20 protein-coding genes are annotated in these 20,031 nt (G+C 41.7%); 15 read left to right on the top strand and 5 right to left on the bottom strand.

Going from position 1 to position 20,031, the window contains the following annotated elements:
* Nucleotides 1-7 precede the first annotated feature (7 nt).
* The 7 genes from BMW98_RS14050 (at nt 8) to BMW98_RS14020 (ending at nt 9,558) form a co-directional block, all read left to right on the top strand.
* A complete protein-coding gene (locus BMW98_RS14050; RefSeq protein WP_090259213.1) occupies nt 8-1,426 on the top strand; it encodes a SusD/RagB family nutrient-binding outer membrane lipoprotein in 1,419 nt (472 codons plus the stop codon).
* Between the two features lie 19 nt (nt 1,427-1,445).
* Nucleotides 1,446-2,225 (top strand): SGNH/GDSL hydrolase family protein, encoded by a 780-nt coding sequence (locus tag BMW98_RS14045; RefSeq protein WP_090259211.1) that lies wholly within the window; start codon nt 1,446-1,448, stop codon nt 2,223-2,225.
* Complete coding sequence (locus BMW98_RS14040; RefSeq protein ID WP_090259210.1) at nt 2,215-3,687, top strand: SLC13 family permease; 1,473 nt, start codon at nt 2,215-2,217, stop codon at nt 3,685-3,687. Before BMW98_RS14045 ends, BMW98_RS14040 begins: the two co-directional genes overlap by 11 nt.
* 37 nt (nt 3,688-3,724) lie before the next feature.
* Nucleotides 3,725-5,569 carry a lamin tail domain-containing protein gene (locus BMW98_RS14035; protein WP_162844719.1) on the top strand — a complete coding sequence of 615 codons (1,845 nt, stop codon included), beginning with the start codon at nt 3,725-3,727 and terminating at the stop codon, nt 5,567-5,569.
* Nucleotides 5,570-5,656: 87 nt separating this feature from the next.
* Nucleotides 5,657-7,012: an Ig-like domain-containing domain gene (locus BMW98_RS14030; protein ID WP_139177579.1), complete on the top strand. Its 1,356-nt coding sequence runs from the start codon at nt 5,657-5,659 to the stop codon at nt 7,010-7,012.
* A gap of 203 nt (nt 7,013-7,215) precedes the next feature.
* Nucleotides 7,216-7,842, top strand: coding sequence for a hypothetical protein (locus tag BMW98_RS14025; protein ID WP_121505252.1), 627 nt, complete (start codon nt 7,216-7,218; stop codon nt 7,840-7,842).
* Nucleotides 7,843-8,064: 222 nt separating this feature from the next.
* Complete coding sequence (locus BMW98_RS14020) at nt 8,065-9,558, top strand: reverse transcriptase domain-containing protein (RefSeq protein ID WP_090259206.1); 1,494 nt, start codon at nt 8,065-8,067, stop codon at nt 9,556-9,558.
* A gap of 98 nt (nt 9,559-9,656) precedes the next feature.
* Here BMW98_RS14020 and BMW98_RS14015 read toward each other — a convergent pair whose 3' ends face one another.
* Complete coding sequence (locus BMW98_RS14015) at nt 9,657-10,871, bottom strand: acyl-CoA dehydrogenase family protein (protein WP_090259205.1); 1,215 nt, start codon at nt 10,869-10,871, stop codon at nt 9,657-9,659.
* 64 nt (nt 10,872-10,935) lie between these two features.
* On the opposite strand from BMW98_RS14015, the gene BMW98_RS14010 reads away from it, so the two are divergent.
* Complete coding sequence (locus BMW98_RS14010) at nt 10,936-11,901, top strand: tryptophan 2,3-dioxygenase family protein (RefSeq protein ID WP_090259472.1); 966 nt, start codon at nt 10,936-10,938, stop codon at nt 11,899-11,901.
* A gap of 89 nt (nt 11,902-11,990) precedes the next feature.
* Here the strand turns inward: BMW98_RS14010 and BMW98_RS14005 are convergent, their stop codons facing one another.
* The gene (locus BMW98_RS14005; protein ID WP_090259204.1) at nt 11,991-12,314 is read right to left on the bottom strand and encodes a hypothetical protein; all 324 of its coding nucleotides are present in this window, start codon (nt 12,312-12,314) and stop codon (nt 11,991-11,993) included.
* Nucleotides 12,315-12,469: 155 nt separating this feature from the next.
* On the opposite strand from BMW98_RS14005, the gene BMW98_RS14000 reads away from it, so the two are divergent.
* From BMW98_RS14000 to BMW98_RS13975, 6 genes are all read left to right on the top strand, one after another.
* Nucleotides 12,470-13,207, top strand: a complete 738-nt coding sequence (locus BMW98_RS14000) for an electron transfer flavoprotein subunit beta/FixA family protein (protein ID WP_090259203.1) — start codon at nt 12,470-12,472, stop codon at nt 13,205-13,207.
* A 19-nt stretch (nt 13,208-13,226) separates the two neighbouring features.
* Nucleotides 13,227-14,177, top strand: coding sequence for an electron transfer flavoprotein subunit alpha/FixB family protein (locus BMW98_RS13995; protein WP_090259201.1), 951 nt, complete (start codon nt 13,227-13,229; stop codon nt 14,175-14,177).
* An 11-nt stretch (nt 14,178-14,188) separates the two neighbouring features.
* Nucleotides 14,189-14,773 carry a bifunctional nuclease family protein gene (locus tag BMW98_RS13990; RefSeq protein ID WP_090259200.1) on the top strand — a complete coding sequence of 195 codons (585 nt, stop codon included), beginning with the start codon at nt 14,189-14,191 and terminating at the stop codon, nt 14,771-14,773.
* A 191-nt stretch (nt 14,774-14,964) separates the two neighbouring features.
* A complete protein-coding gene (locus BMW98_RS13985; protein ID WP_090259199.1) occupies nt 14,965-16,272 on the top strand; it encodes a NupC/NupG family nucleoside CNT transporter in 1,308 nt (435 codons plus the stop codon).
* Between the two features lie 5 nt (nt 16,273-16,277).
* A complete protein-coding gene (locus BMW98_RS13980; RefSeq protein WP_262501603.1) occupies nt 16,278-17,375 on the top strand; it encodes an RHS repeat-associated core domain-containing protein in 1,098 nt (365 codons plus the stop codon).
* Nucleotides 17,362-17,754, top strand: coding sequence for a hypothetical protein (locus tag BMW98_RS13975; RefSeq protein ID WP_090259197.1), 393 nt, complete (start codon nt 17,362-17,364; stop codon nt 17,752-17,754). Before BMW98_RS13980 ends, BMW98_RS13975 begins: the two co-directional genes overlap by 14 nt.
* A 102-nt stretch (nt 17,755-17,856) precedes the next feature.
* Here the strand turns inward: BMW98_RS13975 and BMW98_RS13970 are convergent, their stop codons facing one another.
* Nucleotides 17,857-18,186 carry a helix-turn-helix domain-containing protein gene (locus tag BMW98_RS13970; RefSeq protein ID WP_090259196.1) on the bottom strand — a complete coding sequence of 110 codons (330 nt, stop codon included), beginning with the start codon at nt 18,184-18,186 and terminating at the stop codon, nt 17,857-17,859.
* A 284-nt stretch (nt 18,187-18,470) separates the two neighbouring features.
* Between BMW98_RS13970 and BMW98_RS13965 the strand changes: the two genes are divergently transcribed.
* Nucleotides 18,471-18,698: a hypothetical protein gene (locus BMW98_RS13965; protein ID WP_090259195.1), complete on the top strand. Its 228-nt coding sequence runs from the start codon at nt 18,471-18,473 to the stop codon at nt 18,696-18,698.
* Between the two features lie 350 nt (nt 18,699-19,048).
* Here the strand turns inward: BMW98_RS13965 and BMW98_RS13960 are convergent, their stop codons facing one another.
* Both BMW98_RS13960 and BMW98_RS20720 read right to left on the bottom strand, forming a co-directional pair.
* On the bottom strand, nt 19,049-19,345 hold the full coding sequence (locus tag BMW98_RS13960; RefSeq protein ID WP_090259194.1) for a hypothetical protein: 297 nt from the start codon (nt 19,343-19,345) through the stop codon (nt 19,049-19,051).
* Nucleotides 19,346-19,554: 209 nt separating this feature from the next.
* Complete coding sequence (locus BMW98_RS20720) at nt 19,555-19,947, bottom strand: lasso peptide biosynthesis B2 protein (RefSeq protein WP_420820076.1); 393 nt, start codon at nt 19,945-19,947, stop codon at nt 19,555-19,557.
* Nucleotides 19,948-20,031: the final 84 nt, after the last annotated feature.

The raw sequence follows: 20,031 nt of genomic DNA, 5'->3' as shown, positions 1-20,031 counted from the left end.
GATCGAAATGAAGAATTCAATATATATCATACTGATTTGCCTTTTGACTGTCGCTTGTGACGACATTTTTGAAGGGATAAATAATGATCCTAATAACCCAACAAGTGCTTCTTTTCAGAATATTTTAACTGGGGCAGAAGTAGGGAATATGATTTTACAAGCTGGAGAAACGGCTCGTAGGGCAGGAATATTTGCTGGCTACTATACGGGTATCGACCGACAGCATTTGGGCTTTAGCCAATACACCGTAACCACTAGCGACTTCGATAACATTTGGGACGATGCCTTTGTGAATACGCTGAGAAATGCCCGTGTGGCCGAGGAGGCTGCAGTGGAGCAAGGCATTGAAGGTGTGAGCATAGGCATTACGCAGGTGCTGCAAGCCATGACTTTCGGTACGGCCACTTCGCTTTATGGCGATATTCCTTTTGATGAAGCCCGTTTTGATGTTGAAAACCCACAATTCGAAGATCAAGAAGTGGTTTATGGTAAGGTACAGACGCTTTTAGATCAGGCAATTGCAAACTTGCAATTGGGTACTGGCAGACCTCCAAGCGGATCGGATATTTACTTGGATGGTGATCCACAAAAATGGATCGAGGTTGCTTACACGTTAAAGGCACGTTACTACATGCATACGCGTGAATATGCCAGTGCTTACAATGCTGCTCAGAATGGAGTAAGCGCAATGGACAACGGACTTTTTGGTCCGCATGGAACAGGCTTGGACGAGTCGAACCTGAACTACCAGTTCTTTGCAGTTTATTCACGTGCTGCAGATTTAAAAACCTCTGATTTTATGGCCAGTTTGGTGGCTTCTGATGCTGCCGTGAGTCCAGATATTAACAACTACAGAGGGAATGCTAAAACAGACGAAACTGCTCGCTGGAATTACCTTTTTGCAGTTACCGGAGTTGGCATTCAGCCGAATACAGTAGATGGTTTTGCCGCGCAAACCGCTTCAACTTCGCTAGTTACTTACGAGGAGAATTTACTCATTTTAGCTGAATCTGGGTTCAGAAACGGAGGTTTCGGCACAGGATTACAGCATTTAAACGAATTCAGAGCATTTATGAATGCAGGTGGCTATCTGTCGAACGCCAACCCTGCAGACATTCAATACGATGCTTATGATGCCAGCGATTTCGCCAATGGCGGTATTGAAAATCCCGATAACATCTCTTCGGACAATGCTTTGCTAAGAGAAATTATGGAGGAAAGGTTTGTTACTTTCTTTGGGCAAATTGAAGGTTTCAATGACACCCGCAGAACAGAGAATGAGCCAGTTGTGAGAATTCATACCACACCAAATGTGGGTAGCGATTTTCCACAACGCTTCATCTACCCACAAACGGAAATTGATAGGAACAGCAATACGCCAAATCCTATCCCTAATTTCTTCGAGCCGACAAGAGTAAACCAATAATCGAAAATTCTTTTCATACATGAGTTTTAATTATAGAAAATGGACTTGCCAGTTATTCATGCTGGCTGTCCTTTTCCTTCCTGCTAGCCTTTATGCACAAACTCAGGATACACTACGGGTTTTGTTCGTGGGGAATAGTTACACCTATTTTTACAACCTGCCGCAAATGGTTGCTACCATGGCAGAGTCGCAAGGAAAGGCCATTGTTACCCGCCAATCTACGGTGGGAGGTAGTCACCTTGGGGAGCATTGGAATAGAGAAAGAGAAACAAGATCGAGAGACCTAATAGAGCAAGGTGGTTGGGACTATGTGGTGATGAATAATCACAGCATGAGCACCATAAATACGCCAGAAGACTTTGATAAATACGGAGAACAGTTTGTTGCTTTAATTAAGCAGCACGGTGCACAACCTGTGTTTTACATGACCTGGGCCCGAAAGTGGAATCCGCTGATGCAGGAAACCATTACCAAGGGCTATGAAAAGCTAGTAAAAGCTACGGGTGCCGATGTGGTGCCAATCGGTCCGCTTTGGATGAAATCCATAGCGCTTAGGCCAGACATTGATTTGTATTTTGAAGACGGTAGCCATCCTTCACCAGAAGGAACTTACCTCACTGCTTTGGCTTACTATAGATTCTTTACAGGTAAATCCACAAGCGAAATTCCGGATAGACTACAGACGGTAGATAAAGATGGTGAGAAGCTTTATTTAGCCATTATTGATCCTAATACGGCTACTTTCTTTCAGCAATTGGTTGATAGTTTTGACATGAAAACGCTGGCAGATGATAGATAAGAAGAAGTTAATTCCACTTATTCTAGGGCCGGCTGTTTTTGCAGTGTTGCAAGCCATTGGTGGGCCAGAGTCTATGCCCGAAAGTGCATTTGTACTACTGGGTATTACGCTTTGGATTGCTATTTGGTGGGTTACAGAAGCTATTCCTATAGCTGTAACTGCACTTTTACCAATTGCCTTGTTTCCGATTTTCGGGGTAATGGACTTGTCCACTACCACGGCATCTTTTGGCCATAAGTATGTATTCCTCTACCTGGGCGGTTTCATCATAGCCATTGCTATCGAAAAGTGGAATCTCCATAAACGTATTGCCTTGACCATTATCAACGCCATTGGCACTAACATGGTCAATATCATTCTTGGCTTTATGCTGGCAACAGCATTCCTATCCATGTGGATTTCTAATACCGCAACTTCTGTTATGATGCTGCCGATTGGGATGGCCATTGTAAGTCAGCTTAAGGAGTCGGCTTTGGTAGACGAAGGCATTACTTCCAAATTTGGCAAAGCGCTTATGTTGGCCATTGCCTACAGTGCTTCTATTGGTGGAATGGCCACTTTGATTGGTACACCGCCAAACTTGGTTTTGGTGGGTATTGTTGAAGAAACCTACGGTGTAGAAATATCATTTCTGCAGTGGTTTAAGTTTGGTTTGCCAATTTCGGTAGTGCTGCTTTTTGTTTGCTGGAAGTACCTAACAAAGTATGCTTTCAAACTCAAGGCTACTGAGTTTCCGGGTGGTAAACAGGAAATCTCTCGCTTATTAAAAGAGCTTGGTAAACTAAGTGTGGAAGAAAAGCGCGTGTTGATCGTTTTTGCGGCAACGGCATTCTGCTGGATCACCCGTTCATTTATTCTGCAGAAATTTATTCCTGCCTTAGACGATACCATAATCGCTATTATTGCCGGGGTAGTGCTCTTTATCATTCCTTCGAGTAAAAAGGGAGAAAGAATTATCAATTGGGAAGAAGCCGTGAAAATGCCTTGGGGTATTATTCTGCTTTTTGGTGGAGGAATGGCCCTAGCGGGTGGCTTTAGCTCAACTGGTTTAGCACTCTGGATTGGTTCGCAGATATCGATGATTGATGGCATATCCATGATCATGATCATCTTGGTGCTGGTTGCCTCAGTGAACTTTCTTACAGAGCTTACTTCCAATTTGGCTACCACAGCCATGTTGTTGCCAGTGTTGGCGCCAATGGCCGTGGCCTTCAATATGAACCCCTATATGCTAATGGTGTCGGCTACATTGGCGGCATCTTGTGCTTTTATGTTGCCTGTAGCCACACCGCCAAATGCGGTGGTGTTTGGTTCCGGTTACCTCAGAATTCCGGATATGATGAAATCTGGCGTATGGATGAATATTATCTCCATATGCTTCATCACGCTAATGATTTACTTTTTGCTGCCAGTGGTTTGGGGAATTATTCCCGACCAGTATTCTAACCTGGTAGGTAAATAAAACTGCTATGAAGACAAAAACACTTAAAAATACTATCATGAAAAACAGAAGTCTGAATACCGCCTTGCTTTTGGTAGCAATGATTTTTGTGGCACTCAGTGGCTGTAAAGAAGAGGATGATATGCCTATTTCTAATGCCTTGCGTGTGCTTACAGCCAAGGTTAACGATGTAAACCTGAAGGATGAACCAACGGGTGTCGAACAACAGGTGAGTGTAGAGCTTGTGTTTTCTCACACTTTGAATACAACTGCCTTTGAAAGTGCTTTGAGCGTAAGCTCGGGTAGCGGAGAAGTAGCGCTCAATTTTGCTTATTCCAACTCTAATTCCATTGTAACCATTACTAATGTAAATGAACTGGACTACGAAACGGTTTACACAGTTGCCATGGAACCTGGCGCTTATGGTGAAGCAGGTAACGAACTGGATGAAGCTGTTGCCTTTTCTTTTACCGTAAAGGAGTTTGTGCCGCCAAATGTTACGCTTGCCAAAAACGTACCGAGCATTTCGGAAGATGGCGAAGTAGCCACTATCACTGGGACTTTAAGCGAACCAGTAAATAATGATGTAACCGTAAACCTTGCTTTTGCAGGTACAGCTGCTGCAACAGATTTTGTGGCAAGCGCTACCAGTTTTGTTATTCCTGCTGGCGAACTGACGGGTTCAATTACCATTACTGCTGTAAATGATGTAGAAGTTGAAAGCCTCGAAAATATTCTGATAACCATTGAAAGTATTACGAATGCTATTGAGGCAACTCCGCAAGAAGTTAGCTTGAGCATTACCGATAATGATTCTGCTGGAAGAGGCTTTATCATCAATGAAGTATTGTTTGATCCACCATCTGGCGATGCCGGTGATGCCAATGGCGATGGAACCAGAAGTGCTTCGGAAGATGAGTTTATAGAGTTTGTTAATGATAGCGATGTGCCGATGGACTTGAGTGGTTTTACGCTATATGACGCAACAAACTTCGAAACAAATACTCCGCGCCATACTTTTCCTGCTGGTACAATTGTTCCTGCTCATGGTGTGTATGTGTTGTTTGGTGGAGGTAATCCTGGCGGAGACTTTGGTACGGCAATGGTGGGCGTTTCAACCACCGGAAACATGAATTTGAATAATGCCGATGACCAGATCATTATCTTAGATGCTACTGGAAATGAGTTTTTGGTATTCGATACGCAGGTTGATGGTGCTGGAATTGATTTCGGTGCTGACCAGTCAGTAACTCGCTCACCTGATATAACGGGCGACTTCACTTTGCACACAACAGCCAATGCAAGCTTGACCTTCTCTCCGGGAAAAATGAACGATGGAACCAACTTCGAAGCAGGTGGCGGAGGTAATACAGGCCTTGGCTTGATCATAAACGAAGTGCTTTTTGATCCACCATCTGGCGATGCTGGTGATGCAAATTTGGACGGCACCAGAAGTGCTTCGGAAGACGAGTTCATAGAGTTTATTAATGATAGCGATAGCCCGATCGACTTGAGTGGTTTCACCTTGTACGATGAAGATAATTTCGCTATCAATACACCGAGACACACTTTTCCAGCTGGTACGGTAATTCCGGCACATGGCGTATACGTCCTCTTTGGTGGTGGAGCACCCGCTGCTACAATTGGCAATGCTATGGTGGGCGTTACTACCACAGGTAACATGAACTTGAATAATGCTGGTGACAAGATTATTATTCTGGATGCTTCCGGAAATGAATACCTGACCTTCGACACGGCTGTTGATGGTAGCGGCCTCGATTTTGGTTCAGATCAGTCGATTACCCGCTCACCTGATATAACTGGTGGCTATACTTTGCACGAAACTGCAAATGCAAGCTTGGCTTTCTCTCCTGGAAAGAAAGTGGATGGAACTGATTTTTAAGATTGTTTTTTAGATCGTAACGTGAGATCTCGATTTGTTCAAGTGCCTTTGGGTGCTTGAGCATTTTGGGATGATTAAATTTGAGCAGTGAAGAATTTGAGAAATATATGGTGCCTTATGTTGGCACTTTGCCTTGTGGCATGTGGAGATAATGATGATCCCAAACCTGCTATTACACTATTAGCAGCCAATATTAATGGTGGCACTTTGGTAGATGGAGCTGCAGGTGTGCCGGTAGAGTCAACTGTAGAGCTGGTTTTTTCGGTAGCATTGGATGTCACGAAATTCGAAAGCAGCTTTAGCATTTCGAGTTCGGCAGGTGAGCCGGCCTATGATATTACGTACACTAATGCCTCGTCAAAAGTGGTGGTGGAGTTTACAGACTTAAGTTATAATACCGCCTACACGGTGGCTGTCAGGGCAGGTACCTTTGGCAGTAACGGGCAGGCTTTACAGTCTGATGTTAGCTATACTTTTACCACCCAAGAAGATGATGTGGTTAGAAGCATGGCACCTTGTACATCCGCCTCTCAAGATTGCTACCGAACGGTGACTTTGCAGGATAATGCAAATGCGACAGGCGATTTGGGCTTTTATGCTAACTACCCAATATATTTGGAAAATGCCGAATGGGAAGATTTGGAGCAAGCAATAATTGTAGTGCACGGTGCTAATCGCGATGCCGACAATTATTTCACCTATCTATCGAGTACATTGAGTGGGGAGCAATTGCAGACCAGTACGGTCTTGATTGCACCTGAATTTAAAGAGGGAGGAAGTACTACTGACTTAACCTGGGGCAGCAATTGGCGCGAAGGGCAGGCCTCGAATAGTACTGCAAAACTCAGTTCTTTTGAGGCTATTGATGCTTTAATCCAACAGTTTTCGGACAAAGAGGCGTTTCCAGCCCTTAAAAAAGTGATTGTTACTGGGCATTCGTCCGGAGCTTTGTTCGCGCAGGTTTATGGTACAGCTAATAAAGTTGAAGCCGATTCGCATCTCTCGTTTGAATATGTGGTGGCGAACAGCCAGTATTTCTACTATCCGGATAATCAGCGTTATGACGAGCAGAACAATCAATTCTATACGCCTACGGACTGCGGAACATACAACATGTGGCCAATGGGTTACTCAGGTGCTCCGGCTTATGTAAGTAGCAGTTCCGATGCTGAAATTGATGCCAACTTATTGGGTAGAAGTTTCACTTACTTTTTGGGAAATGGAAACCAAGCAGACGGTGCTTTGAACACCACAAACTGTGCGGCTGTGTTGCTTGGTTCTAGTCGTTTTTCTCGTGGAGAAAATATTTTCCGATGGTTGGAAACGGAGTATGCCGGACAACACAATTCGACCAAAGCCATAGTTGAAGGCATCGGCCACGATGGACAAGGCATGTATCAAAGCAACGAATTCAAGGCCTTGTTAGGGGAGTTGCTGCAATAGAATTATTTAGAAAAAAAGATTACTTAGCCATGCCTAACTGTTCTTGTAGGCATGGCTATTTTTTTATAGGCCAAAGCCATTTCCAATGTTTTAGTATATTGTGTGATTAAGCTTTTACCACTTTTTCATTTATGCTATCAACCTTTAACTCACCAAAAACTAAAATTCTATGTATTTGGCGGCATTTAACCGAGTGCTCCAATATGAGGTTACGTTTGCTTATGCTGCTGTTTTGTTGGCCATTTGCCTATGCCATGCAAGCACAAAATGTATGGGTAGATGATGAGGTAACAATTACCAAGCTCGATTCGCTAGAAGGCTACGAAGTACTTAAAGGTGCTTTTGTTATTGAAAATACCAGCGTTTATGAAGTGATGAATTTGATACTCGATGTTGATAGTTATGAGTGGGTGGAAGGTGAGAGCGAAACAGAAATGCTGAAGGTAAACCGTGCTGACTCTACATTCACTTTCGATTTCTTTGTGAACATTCCCTGGCTTTTTGTGAAGAAGACAGGCCGTGTTAAAGTAGACGTGCTCTACGAAAATGGAGTGTTTATAACAAGGTCTACTCAGGTTAAAGACTATGAACGCAACGAAGATTACGACCCGGTAGATTATTACTGTGCCCAATGGAAGTTAGAGCAGTCAGGAAACAATGTAGACGTTACTTATACCGGGGTTTATCAGGATGTAAAAATGCTACTGAACCTGAACAGTATCATTATCAAAAAAATCCGCAAAAGACTCAATAGCACCTTTCATAACCTGATTGACTTAACCGCGAATAAACATAACCCGGCTGAGGCACTGGTTTGGCCTGAGAGATGATAATACAGTTGTAGCGAATTGAAGAGATTGTTTTGCCTTAAAAATATTTTTCTTTAATTGCATGTATGCCTTAAGGAGGTGAACGGATATCTCAACGCCCAGGCTGAGACGCTTGGAGATGGTTAGTGAAGAGTTTTTCAGCTCATCATTAAAAAATGAAAACTTATTTTTAATTGTGATATACGTGAGGAGCACCACTTGTTGGTGCTTTTTGTTTTTACTATGAAAGACATATTACTTCAAGACCTAATAGAGGAGGCTTCTGAAAAAGCTAGAAGATTTCATTTATACCACAATTATCAAGAGATATCGTATCAGCGTAATCAACGTAGACTAGATAATGCTCCCGATAAGGAAATAAAGATTCCATTAGAATGGAACGATGACCCAAAGCATAACCCTTTTTATGTTCTAAAAAAGAAAAATCAAATTGTTAATTCTATAACTCACAAGTTGTTAAACGGTTTGTACAAACCAAATAAGCCGTTTCAAAAGGAAATTCCCAAAAAGGGTGGTGGAATCCGTAAAATAAGTATTTACCAAATACCTGACGCTGCGGTTTCTGACAGGTTTTATACTAACTTACTTGCAAAAAATAGGCATCGGTTTAGTTCTCTATCTTATGCATATAGGAATGATAGGAATGTACACTTTGCTATTCAAGATATAGCTCATGAGCTAAAAGAAGTTCCTAGGATATATGTGGCGGAGTTTGATTTTAGCAATTTCTTTGGCTCTATAAGGCATGATTACATTTTCGAACAGTTGGAAGAAAATTCTTTTCTTGTTTCAGACCTAGAAAAGCAAGTTATAGAAGCGTTCTTAAAGGATTTTCAAGTTGGAATTCCTTTAGGTACATCTATATCATTATTTATAGCAAATCTTATTTGTTGGAAGTTGGACAGGAGGTTTGAGGATGAGGGTGTCAGGTTTGCAAGATACGCAGATGACACAATAGTTTGGTCAAAGGATTATAATCAGATAGTTAAAGCATTTGATATAATTACTTCTTTTTCAAAGGAGACTGGCATAGAGATTAACTATAATAAATCAGATGGTATAAGTATACTTCAACGAGAGGAGTTGAAATCAGAGTTTTTAGCCACTAAGAGATATATTGAGTTTTTAGGGTATAAAATATCTACTAAGTCAATTAGTATAAAAGATTCATCTGTTCACAAAATCAAGAACCAAATCTCCTACCTTTTATATAGGAATTTAATTCAACCAATTGCGACAATACCTTTTAAAGCTTCTAACAAACCAGCCAATAATATGGATAAGGATTTTGTCACTGCAATTATGCAAATAAGGAGATATCTATATGGAAATATGACTGAGGTTACTCTAAAAAGATATATTTCAGGGGCATACAAAAGGCTGTCTTTTAAAGGGATCATGAGTTTTTATCCATTGATAAATGATGAAGAGCAAATGAAAGAGCTTGATAGATGGTTAGTGAGCACAATTATGAATGTGCTTAAAAAACGGAAAAGGATATATCTAAAGCACATACCTACTTTTGATGTGAACCAGTTTCCTTTTAATTGTACTAAGGATAGCTTAATTATTCAATGCCGTTCGATGGTTCTCAGGGATAAAAAGGGTTTAGTAGAGCTCCCGTCATTTTTACGGATACATCAAGCTTTGAAAATCGGTCTTAAAAATGAGGGAATTGAAAAAGTTATGAACCCAAAGTCCATATATTATTTTTGATTCAATGACATAACATATAATTAAGCTTGATAGATATACGAACAAAAAAGCCCTCACTTTTCAGCAAGGGCTTCATTCAATCTAAACTTTTTGAATGCTTACTTAAATGCAGGAATACCCGTAATATCGGCACCTAAAATTAATAGGTGAATGTCGTGTGTGCCTTCGTAAGTCACAACAGACTCCAAGTTCGCCATATGGCGCATCATTGGATATTCGCCTGTAATGCCCATGCCACCATGCATTTGGCGTGCCTCTCTGGCAATGTTTAGTGCTACTTCTACGGCATTTCTTTTGGCCATAGAAATTTGTGGGGTAGTGGCCTTGCCTTCATTAAATAATTGACCTAAACGGAAGTTTAAGAGCTGTGCTTTTGTGATCTCCGTAAGCATTTCAGCCAACTTCTTTTGCTGCAACTGGAAGGAAGCAATTGGCTTATCGAACTGCTCTCTTTCAAGCGTATATCTTCTAGCCGACTCGTAGCAGTCCATAGCGGCACCAATTGCGCCCCAAGCAATGCCATAACGCGCAGAGTCAAGACACATCATAGGTGCACCTAAACCACTTTTGCCTGGCAGCAAGTTTTCTTTCGGCACTTTTACGTTGTCGAACACCAACTCACCAGTGGCACTTGCTCTTAGCGACCATTTGCCGTGCGTTTCTGGGGTAGAAAACCCTTCCATGCCACGCTCAACGATCAGTCCGTGAATCCTACCTTCTTCGTTTTTAGCCCAAACAACAGCAACATCAGCATGTGGCGCATTCGAGATCCACATTTTGGCACCATTCAATAAATAATGGTCGCCCATATCTTTAAAGTTGGTCGTCATGCCACTTGGGTTAGAACCGTGGTCTGGTTCCGTTAGGCCGAAGCAACCAAGCCATTCGCCCGAAGCAAGCTTCGGAAGGTACTTCATGCGTTGCTCTTCAGAGCCGAATTTGTAGATAGGGTACATTACAAGCGAACCTTGTACCGATGCAGTGGAACGCATTCCGGAATCTCCGCGTTCTATCTCCTGCATAATCAGACCATATGCAATGTAGTCGAGGCCACCGCAGCCATATTTTTCTGGCAACTGTGGACCAAAGGCTCCAATTTCTCCGAACTTTTTTACGATGTCGTAAGGAAAGTAGGCGTTTTCAGCCCAGCTTTCTATGTAAGGAGAGATTTCGCGTTTAACGAAATCGCGTACCGCAGAGCGAATCATAAGGTGTTCTTCTGTTAGCAATGCGTCCATGCCATAGAAGTCAGGGTGCTCAAAAGTATCTTGTTTCGATGATTTTTGGATGTTAGGTGCCTTATCGCTGCTCATAGGTATTTGGTTTCTGAATGTTTTGTGGTCAAATTTGCAACCACTTTTTAATCCATGCAAACGTATGAACAAGTCGGAAATCGACCAAAAGATACTTGACAGAATTGAGCAACTCGCAGATAAGTATGATGCTATGGGGCAGGACCTTGCCTCTTATTTGGATGGCTTACTGCATGCCGATTATCTGAAATACTGGGACTACATCAACCTGGATTCGCTGCTTGGGCTGCAACAACCCAAAACAGGTTTTCCAGATGAAATGATTTTTATAATCTATCACCAGATCACCGAGCTTTACTTTAAGCTTATTCGGTGGGAAATGAAGCAAGTGCATGAAGGTGAACATCCCAATGTAAAAGAGTTTACGCTACGTTTAAACCGTATTAATAACTACCTAGAGCACCTTTGCCATTCTTTTGTGATTATGACGGAAGGGATGGAGAAGGAGCAGTTTCTGCAGTTTAGAATGTCGCTTTTGCCATCATCTGGCTTCCAGTCGGGTCAATACCGAATGATTGAGATTGGAGCAACAGATATGATCAATTTGGTGGGGATGGAGCATCGCGATGACTTTGACGATTATTCTTCTTTAGACCAATTGTACGATTGTATTTACTGGAAAACCGGAGCTACGGAGTTAAAGTCGGGTAAGAAAACACTTACGTTAGAACAATTTGAAGAAAAGTATTCGAAAGAGTTTTTGCACTTGGCGGAAGACACCAAAACCACCAACTTTTATCAGCTATACCTTAAGCATTACAAAACACTGGAAGGTGCAGAGGAGGTTGTGAAACAATTGAGAAGACTCGACCTTTTGGCGAATGTCGATTGGCCTTTGGCGCATTTTAAAACCGCTGTTCGCTATTTGCAGCGCGACCCTGAAGATATTGCGGCCACAGGTGGAACCAATTGGCAAAAGTACCTGCCGCCACGTTTTCAAAAAGTAATTTTCTTCCCTGAATTATGGAGTGAAGAAGAAAAGCAGGAGTGGGGTAAACATTGGGTGTTAAAGCAACTTTCAGGGAATTAGTATAATGGTGAATTGGTAAATTAGTCAATCTTATTTAGGGATGGACATCTAAACTTCAATGAACCAGGAACATTGAACCCTGAACTAACCTAATCCATTTCAAACTGTAAGTTCTGATAAGCCGTTTGTAGTTCGCGAAGGGTTTTGTGATTCTCCTGCTCTTTGGCGAGTTCAATGCCTTTTTCGTAAGTTATCAGGGCAGTTTCTTCTTCGCCAAATTCTGCTTGCAATAAGCCTGCCTGATAGTAGGTTGGCAGGTAGTCTGCAAAGTTGTTTAACAGATGTTCAAAGTAGTTAAGGGCTTCATCTGCAGCTTCGTGCATTAATTCACAGCCTAAGGCGTAGTAGTTAAAGGGCTCGTTCGGCTCTTCTTCAATATACTTTTTAAGAAGTTCAATTCTGGCTGTATTCATTCGTTTGCAGGCGTTTTTATTTCCTTCATTATTAACTATCTTCGAGCAAATTTAGGGGCTTCTCCCTATTTTTTATAGCCGAAAAGGGAATGTTTCTAAAACCCTTTGTCCGGCAACTAGTTGAACTATATATCACAAAAAATCGCAAAGCAAGAATGAATATTTTAGTTTGTATCACACATGTTCCTGATACTACTTCTCGCATTGCTTTTACCAATAACAATACGGAATTCGATAAAACTGGGGTACAATTTATTATTGGCCCTTACGATGACTATGCATTGGCAAGAGCGGTTGAGCTGAAGGAACGACATGGAGGAAAAATTACAGTGTTGAATGTAGGTGAGGCAGATGCTGACCCGACTATTCGTAAGGCGCTGGCTATTGGAGCAGATGAGGCGGTACGTATCAATGCGTTCCCATCAGATTCGTTCTTTGTGGCGAATCAGATTGCAGCTGTTGCTAAAGCAGGTGAATATGACCTGATTTTGATGGGCCGCGAGTCAATCGACTTTAACGGTGGTATGGTGCACGGCATGGTTGGCGAGCTTTTAGGCTTACCTTCTTTTTCGCCAGTGATGCAGCTTGAAGTAGAAGGCGATTCTGCTAAACTTACTCGCGAAATTGAAGGCGGTAAAGAGAAATTGGAAGTGAAACTTCCTTTTGTTGCCGGTTGCCAAGAACCAATTGCAGAGTGGAAAATTCCTAACATGCGTGGTATCATGTCGGCCAGAACTAAGCCACTAGAGGTGAAAGACCCAGTTGATAATACAGCACATGCTGAGTTGAGCAACTATGAGTTGCCACCGGCCAAAGGTGCAGTTAAAATGGTAGATGCCGACAACTTAGACGAGTTGGTGAATCTGTTGAAAAACGAAGCGAAAGTAATCTAAAACACTCTAAAGCAAGAATATGTCAATTTTAGTATTTATTGAGACAGAAGAAGGTAAGATCAAAAAGTCTTCTCGCGAGGCAATCTCTTTCGGTGCTGCTTTGGGTGAAACTACCGCTTTGGCGCTTGGTAGCGTTTCAGAAGAAGAGCTAGCAACAGCTGGGCAAAACGGTGCCGCAAAAGTACTACACGTAGCAGACGATAGATTGAATGCCGGTTTGATTCAGCCGTATGCAGAGGCAATCGCTGCTGCTATGGAAAGCACCGGGGCAGAGGTTTTGGTTACTGCCAAGTCTTCATTGGCCGATGCTGTAGTAGGTAGAGTGGCTGCTAAAACAGGTGCCGGTTTGGTGTCTAACGTGGTAGCATTACCCGATACCTCGAATGGTTTTGTAGTAAAAAGAAGTATTTATACCGGTAAAGCATTTGCCAATGTGAGTGTAACTACCGACAAGAAAATATTGGCGATCAAGAAAAACGCTATCGACCTAAAGCAAGATGGTGGGGCTGCCGCTGTAGAGGCACTTTCTGTTAGCCTAGATGATGCTTTGTTCGGAGCCAAAATTACCGCTACTGAAAAGGCAGAAGGTGATGTGCTATTGCCTGAAGCTGACATTGTAGTATCTGGCGGTCGTGGATTGAAAGGTCCTGAAAACTGGGGAATGATTGAAGATCTGGCCAAAACACTTGGTGCAGCTACAGGTTGTTCTAAACCGGTTTCTGATATGGACTGGAGGCCTCACCATGAGCACGTAGGCCAAACAGGTGTAAAAGTGAGCCCTTCTTTGTACATCGCAGTTGGTATTTCAGGTGCTATTCAGCACTTGGCCGGAGTCAATTCTTCTAAGTATATTGTAGTGATTAACAAAGATGAAGAAGCTCCATTCTTTAAAGCCGCAGACTATGGTGTGGTTGGAGATGCCTTCGATGTGGTTCCTAAATTAAACGAGGCGCTAAAAAAGGCGTTGTAGACGCTTAAGTTTTGAATAAAATTAAAATCGAAATTCTCGGGTTGTCTTCCAGCCAATCGCAAACCACTGGTTCGTTTGCGTTGGTTTTAGGCGAAGTGGAGGGAGAAAGAAGGCTGCCAATTATTATTGGTATGTTCGAAGCTCAAGCCATCGCCTTGGAAATTGAAAAGATAACACCAAACAGACCCATGACCCATGATTTGTTCAAGTCGTTTGCTCATGGGTTTGATTTTGAAGTGCAGGAAATCATAATTTCCGACTTGAAAGAAGGTGTGTTCTTTGCAAAAATTGTCTGTTCCAATGGTATTAAAGACGTTGAAATAGATGCCCGTCCATCCGATGCCATTGCGATTGGTATTCGTTTCGAAGTGCCTTTCTATACTTATGAAAAGGTGCTCTCTGAAGCCGGCATTATTCTAACCGATGATGAAGAGGTTTTGGAAGAAGAAAACGAGCCAGTGGTGGTTGAAAAGGAAGGCGAGCGTTTGCAAGACTTTTCTGTAGATAAGCTGAACGAAATGTTAGACGAGGCATTGAATGCAGAAGACTACGAAAAGGCAGCCAAGATTAGAGATGAAATAAATAAGAGAAGTTAATACAGATAAACCTTCGTTAAGGTTGTCTTAAAGGTTGATAGTAGGCCATTTTGCCCCCTAATTATGTGGGGGATTTCAGAAATTGAACTTTTGGGGTTATCATTGGAATTCAAAACTCAGGTATCTCCGGTTCAAGCATCAGAATGGCGTGCAACTTTTGAGACAACCTTTTTTTATGCGAAAAATTTAAGATGGATATTCTAAGAGGAATCATAGGCCTGGCAGTGCTCATTGGGATTGCATTTTTGCTCTCAAAAAATAGAAAAAGGGTTAGTTGGAGATTGGTAGGAGTTGGTGTGGCCATGCAAATAGTAATTGCGCTATTGATTGGTTATGTACCCTTAGTGCAGCATGCGTTTGAGGCCATGAGCCGTGGCTTTGTGTCTTTTCTTGGTTTCTCTATTAACGGTGCAGAATTTCTTTATGGCGACCTGGCCAAGAACAGCGATGCCGTAGAAGGTACCAAACATAGCCTTGGTTTTCTTTTTGTATTTCAAGCTTTGCCTACGGTAATATTCTTTTCGGCAGTTACGGCTGGGCTTTATTACTTGGGTATTCTTCAAAAGATAGTGTACGTATTCGCGTGGATCATGGCGAAAACCATGCGCCTTTCTGGTGCAGAGTCCATGTCGGCTGCAGGTAATGTTTTCTTGGGCCAAACAGAAGCGCCTTTATTAGTCAAGCCCTTTATTAATAAAATGACCAAGTCGGAACTGCTATGTTTAATGACTGGCGGTATGGCAACCATTGCAGGCTCTGTACTAGGAGCTTACGTGGCGTTTTTAGGTGGGGGCGACCCTGACCAACAGGCTAAGTTTGCTACTTATTTGTTGAGTGCTTCAATCATGAATGCTCCGGCCGCCATTGTAATGTCGAAAATATTCCTTCCTGAAAAAGAAGAGGTTAATACTGAGTTAAAAGTTTCCAAAGATCAAATAGGCGTAAACGTAATCGATGCGCTTGCCGGTGGTGCCAGCGATGGTGTAAAGCTTGCGGCTAACATTGGTGGTATGTTGCTCGCCTTTATTGCGGTAATCTACGCCCTTAACTGGGTGCTCGTTGACGGCATTGGAGAGTGGTTTGGCTTAAACGCCTTTGTGGTGGAAAGCACTGGTGGTGTTTTCCAAGGCTTTAGTCTAGAGTACATCTTGGGACAAGTGTTCCGTCTTTTTGCCTTCGCAATGGGTGTAGAATGGAATGAAACCTTACAAGTAGGTAGCTTAATTGGGCAGAAAACAGTACTGAACGAATTTGTGGCTTACTTAAGCCTAGCCGACATGAAAAACGCTGGTGTGTTAAGCGAAAAGGCCATTATTATTTCAACCTATGCGCTTTGTGGGTTTGCTAACTTCTCTTCAATAGCCATACAAATTGGCGGTATTGGTGGAATGGCCAAAAAGCGCCAAGGCGACCTATCAAAGCTAGGTATGAAGGCACTAATAGCCGCAACCCTCGCTACCATGATGACGGCAACTATTGCAGGGGCTTTGTTTGGGTAGTTTTGGTGCAAGATCATTACTATCCTTTTGGGATGAACATATCTGCCCTGTCTAGCTCAGTACCGATGAGTTTGCCGAATAGGTTTAAGTATAATGCAGGTACTGAATTTAATGGTGATTTTAGTCTGAATTGGTATGAAACACCATTTAAAGGTTTTGATGCTCAATTGGGAAGGTTTATGCAGATTGACCCTATGGCTGATGTCTTATCAAGTATCACTCCTTATAACTATGGTTATAATAACCCAATTATGTTTAATGATCCAACTGGCTTAATTGGAGAAAATGGTAAGAATGACAAAAAGAAGGATTGCCCTGAAGGCGACTGTGATCCTGTTTACGATGGCGGATCAGCAGGTACATTTGTTGTCGAAGGAGAGAGAGAAAGCACTACTTCAACGCCTTCTTATGTTGGAGGGTATTGGAATTACTACCTGAATAAATGGAAAGGAGGTAATCCAATAGAAAGAGGTTTGTATTCTAACTATAGGGTTAATGGCTTGGCTGGTGTTCATAATGTGCTTGGACATTCAAGAACGTTGAGTTTCTCTGCGGATGGTTACCGAGATGCAATTGCCCAAGGTAAACGGACTCAACAAGCTTTAAGTAAACTGGTGGCAATAGGTGTTGGAGGAACATTGCTTGCAACCGCTGCCTTGCCAATGGTTGTAGATATTATGGCAGAAGCTGGCTTGATGGAACTATCGAAATTATCTTTGAATGGTTTTGGTGGGAGATTTACTGGAGATTTGGCATTTCAAGCCATACCTGATATCATGCAAGGTCAGTTCAACGTTCAGACACTAGACTTTGCGAGCGCAACCTTCTCTGGATTTGGTGTAAACTATTTTTTCAATTCCCTTGGAAGTTCTGTTATAGACCTTAACCTAGAAACAGGATTAAGTGTGCAAGGTTTGTACAATACTACGGATACAAGAAATAACAGGGCAATTCAATTCGGACTTGGTATGACAGGAACTGGATTAAGTAATATTGCTCCTGGATTAGGGACTTCAAAAAGTAAATTTATACCACAAACCTTGATTGGTATCATAACTAATATGGCAATAATTCAATATCAAAATCAAAATGACAACAAATAGTGCGTTGAATAACTTGAAAGAGAATAAAAAGGGTAAAAGGTTTCTTTTAGGAGTCATCTGTTTGTTTGTAGTGTTTTATGTTGGTAATAAATTGATTTACCGTTTACCATTAAATTACACAATAGGATGGGTGACAGAATATTATAAACCCTCGAGGTCTGGGAGGCAGGCAATCTTTGAATATTCTGTAGGGAATACAGATTTTCAAGGTAGTATATCACTGTCTAGTTTCAAGGAAAAACCTGAGCTTGGTGACTCTTTTTATGTAGCGTTTCCTAAAATTTTTAAAGGAAGGTTGGGCAAACTACTTCCAGATCACAGAATATTAGATAATATTAATTCTATTCCAATAAACGGCTGGAATGAGATGCCAAAATAATGGGGTTGTTCATCATTCATTGTGTTCCCCCACTGGTCTGAGCGTCACGCTGAGACCAAACAAGGATAGTATAAAGCCAACTTCAGCAATGGAGTTGGTTTTTTATGAATAAGCCTGTTTTGCTTTAAAGTCCCTGATTGTAAGGTCAAGGAAGTTGGTAATGATCTTTTTGGTCTCCTCGTCCATCTGCTGGATGATCTCGAACTTTTTAAAAAGCTCCTTGTCCTTGATCACGGCCTCTTCTCCCAGTAGCGCATCAGCAGAAACGCCCATGGCATCGGCCAAGTCTTTCAATGTATTGGCAGGGGGAATACTGGTACCAAGTTCGTAACGGGAAAGGCTTTTGAGGTTAACCCCAGACTTAGAAGCCAGTTCTGTCTGCGACAAGTTCCGCTGTTGTCTGTAAAGTCTTATAAGCTCTGCGATGGTCATAAATGGGATAATAAGAATGATAAATCCTTGTGTTTGCGATTATAAGACAAAAAAGAGATAAAAACGAATAATGAATCTAGCGTAAGTCTTGATTAGTGTTCTCGAATATGATACCCCACTGGTCTGAGCGTCACGCTGAGACCAAATAATGATATTATTAAAGCCAAACCCACTAGTGCTCACCTGCCGTGAGTATTGACCTATTTATTAGCCTAAAAAGGAGCGGTTGCTGCATGCAAACTAGTAGAGGTACATTGTTTGCCACAATTCCTTAAATTTGAATTATGGACATACAAGCTGAGAAATTAAGATTGATTGAGTGGCTAGCGAGCTTAAAAGATTCTTCCACTATTTCGGAACTCATTGCCTTTAAGAAGTCCAAAGAAGCAGATTGGTGGGATGAATTCAGTTCTGAAGAAAAAGCAGAGATTGAAGAAGGGCTGGCGCAAGCGGATAGAGGGGAGGTTGTTCCCTATAAGCAAGTAATGGCTAAATATAATAAATGGCGCTAGAGATTGTCTGGACTGAGCGCGCTGTATAGGGGTTCGAAGAAATTATCGAATACCTGGAAAATCACTTTACCGAAAGAGAGATAAGTACCTTTGCAAGGTAATCAAATGAGTTCTTCGAACTACTAAAGCAATACCCTGAAATGTTTGAAAGAACCGGAAGACAAACCAATGTCTTTCGTGGGCCACTTAATAAACATACCATCCTTATCTATCGGCTAAAACCTAGAAAATGCCAAATAGAACTGATTAACATAAGATCGGCTAGAAAAAAACCTTTAAAGTAAATCGAGAAAACTAAGACACTAAAGTAGCCCACACTTTATAAGTGCGAACTAAATTAAAGCATTAACCTAGCGCTTAGATATCTCAATGTTTAGCGTTCCACAGTCGTTCAATGAGAATGATTTAGTTTCTTGGGATCCTCCAATAGAGTAGGTGTGCTTACCTTCCGATAAGGTCATTGATTTAGAGCTGCCGTTGCTAATAGATCCTACTACACCTCCGTCAACAATTAATGTTATAGAATAACCCATGTTATTGTAGAATACTGCCGTGGCAGAACCACAGGCTGCTAAGTCCTCACAACTAGATAGGGATAATGTGATTGTTGCTATGAAAGCAATGATTAAAAATTTGAATTTTTTCATCAGTAAAATTTAAGATAAGAATGAGCTCTAAAGAAAGAGAAACTGATGTGTCAATGCCGGAAAATGTAACCAATTGCCAAAAACCACTCACGAATGACATGCTAGTCTGCTTAGGAATGCGAACTAGCTGCGAGTATTTGGGCTTAGTTTAAGCGCCTGCGTGATCCATACCCAATACTTGTAGTGTTTTTCAGAAAGTGCTAGTTAGTCTAATTTATAAAAAGTGCATGAGTACTAACCACAGTATATTTTTCGAAGCCGTTATGGCCTGTGATTATAGTGTTTCCAGACCTTAGCCAAGCATGGGATTCTAAAGTATTGCTTTTACTTAGTTTTACCCCGATGTAGGTTGTGTGTTCAATTGATTTTAATCTCAAAATCCAATGTGCACAAAGTGCCTGAGTTAGGCAGTTACTTTCCCAAGGTGTTTTGAAACTTACACGTAAAATCATTTTTCTGATTCGAATAAGTGAGTCAGTTTTGTTTTTACTGTTGACAATTGGTGTTTCCTTATTTAGGGTTCCTATCCAGGAGCTTATTACTCGAAAGGGTACTATTAAAATTATTATTCGGCTTATTCCTAAGGCCCAAAACACGGCCATAAAAGGTATTATGTCTTTGATGCCTATTGAAAAAAATGTCGATTTTTGCCGCTTTATCATTGCTTCACAAAAGTAATGACTCTT

It is taken from the genome of Roseivirga pacifica (genome assembly GCF_900111145.1).
Lineage (GTDB): Bacteria > Bacteroidota > Bacteroidia > Cytophagales > Cyclobacteriaceae > Roseivirga > Roseivirga pacifica.
Note: the sequence above shows the minus strand (reverse complement) of the source record. Positions and strands in the feature narration are given on the sequence as shown.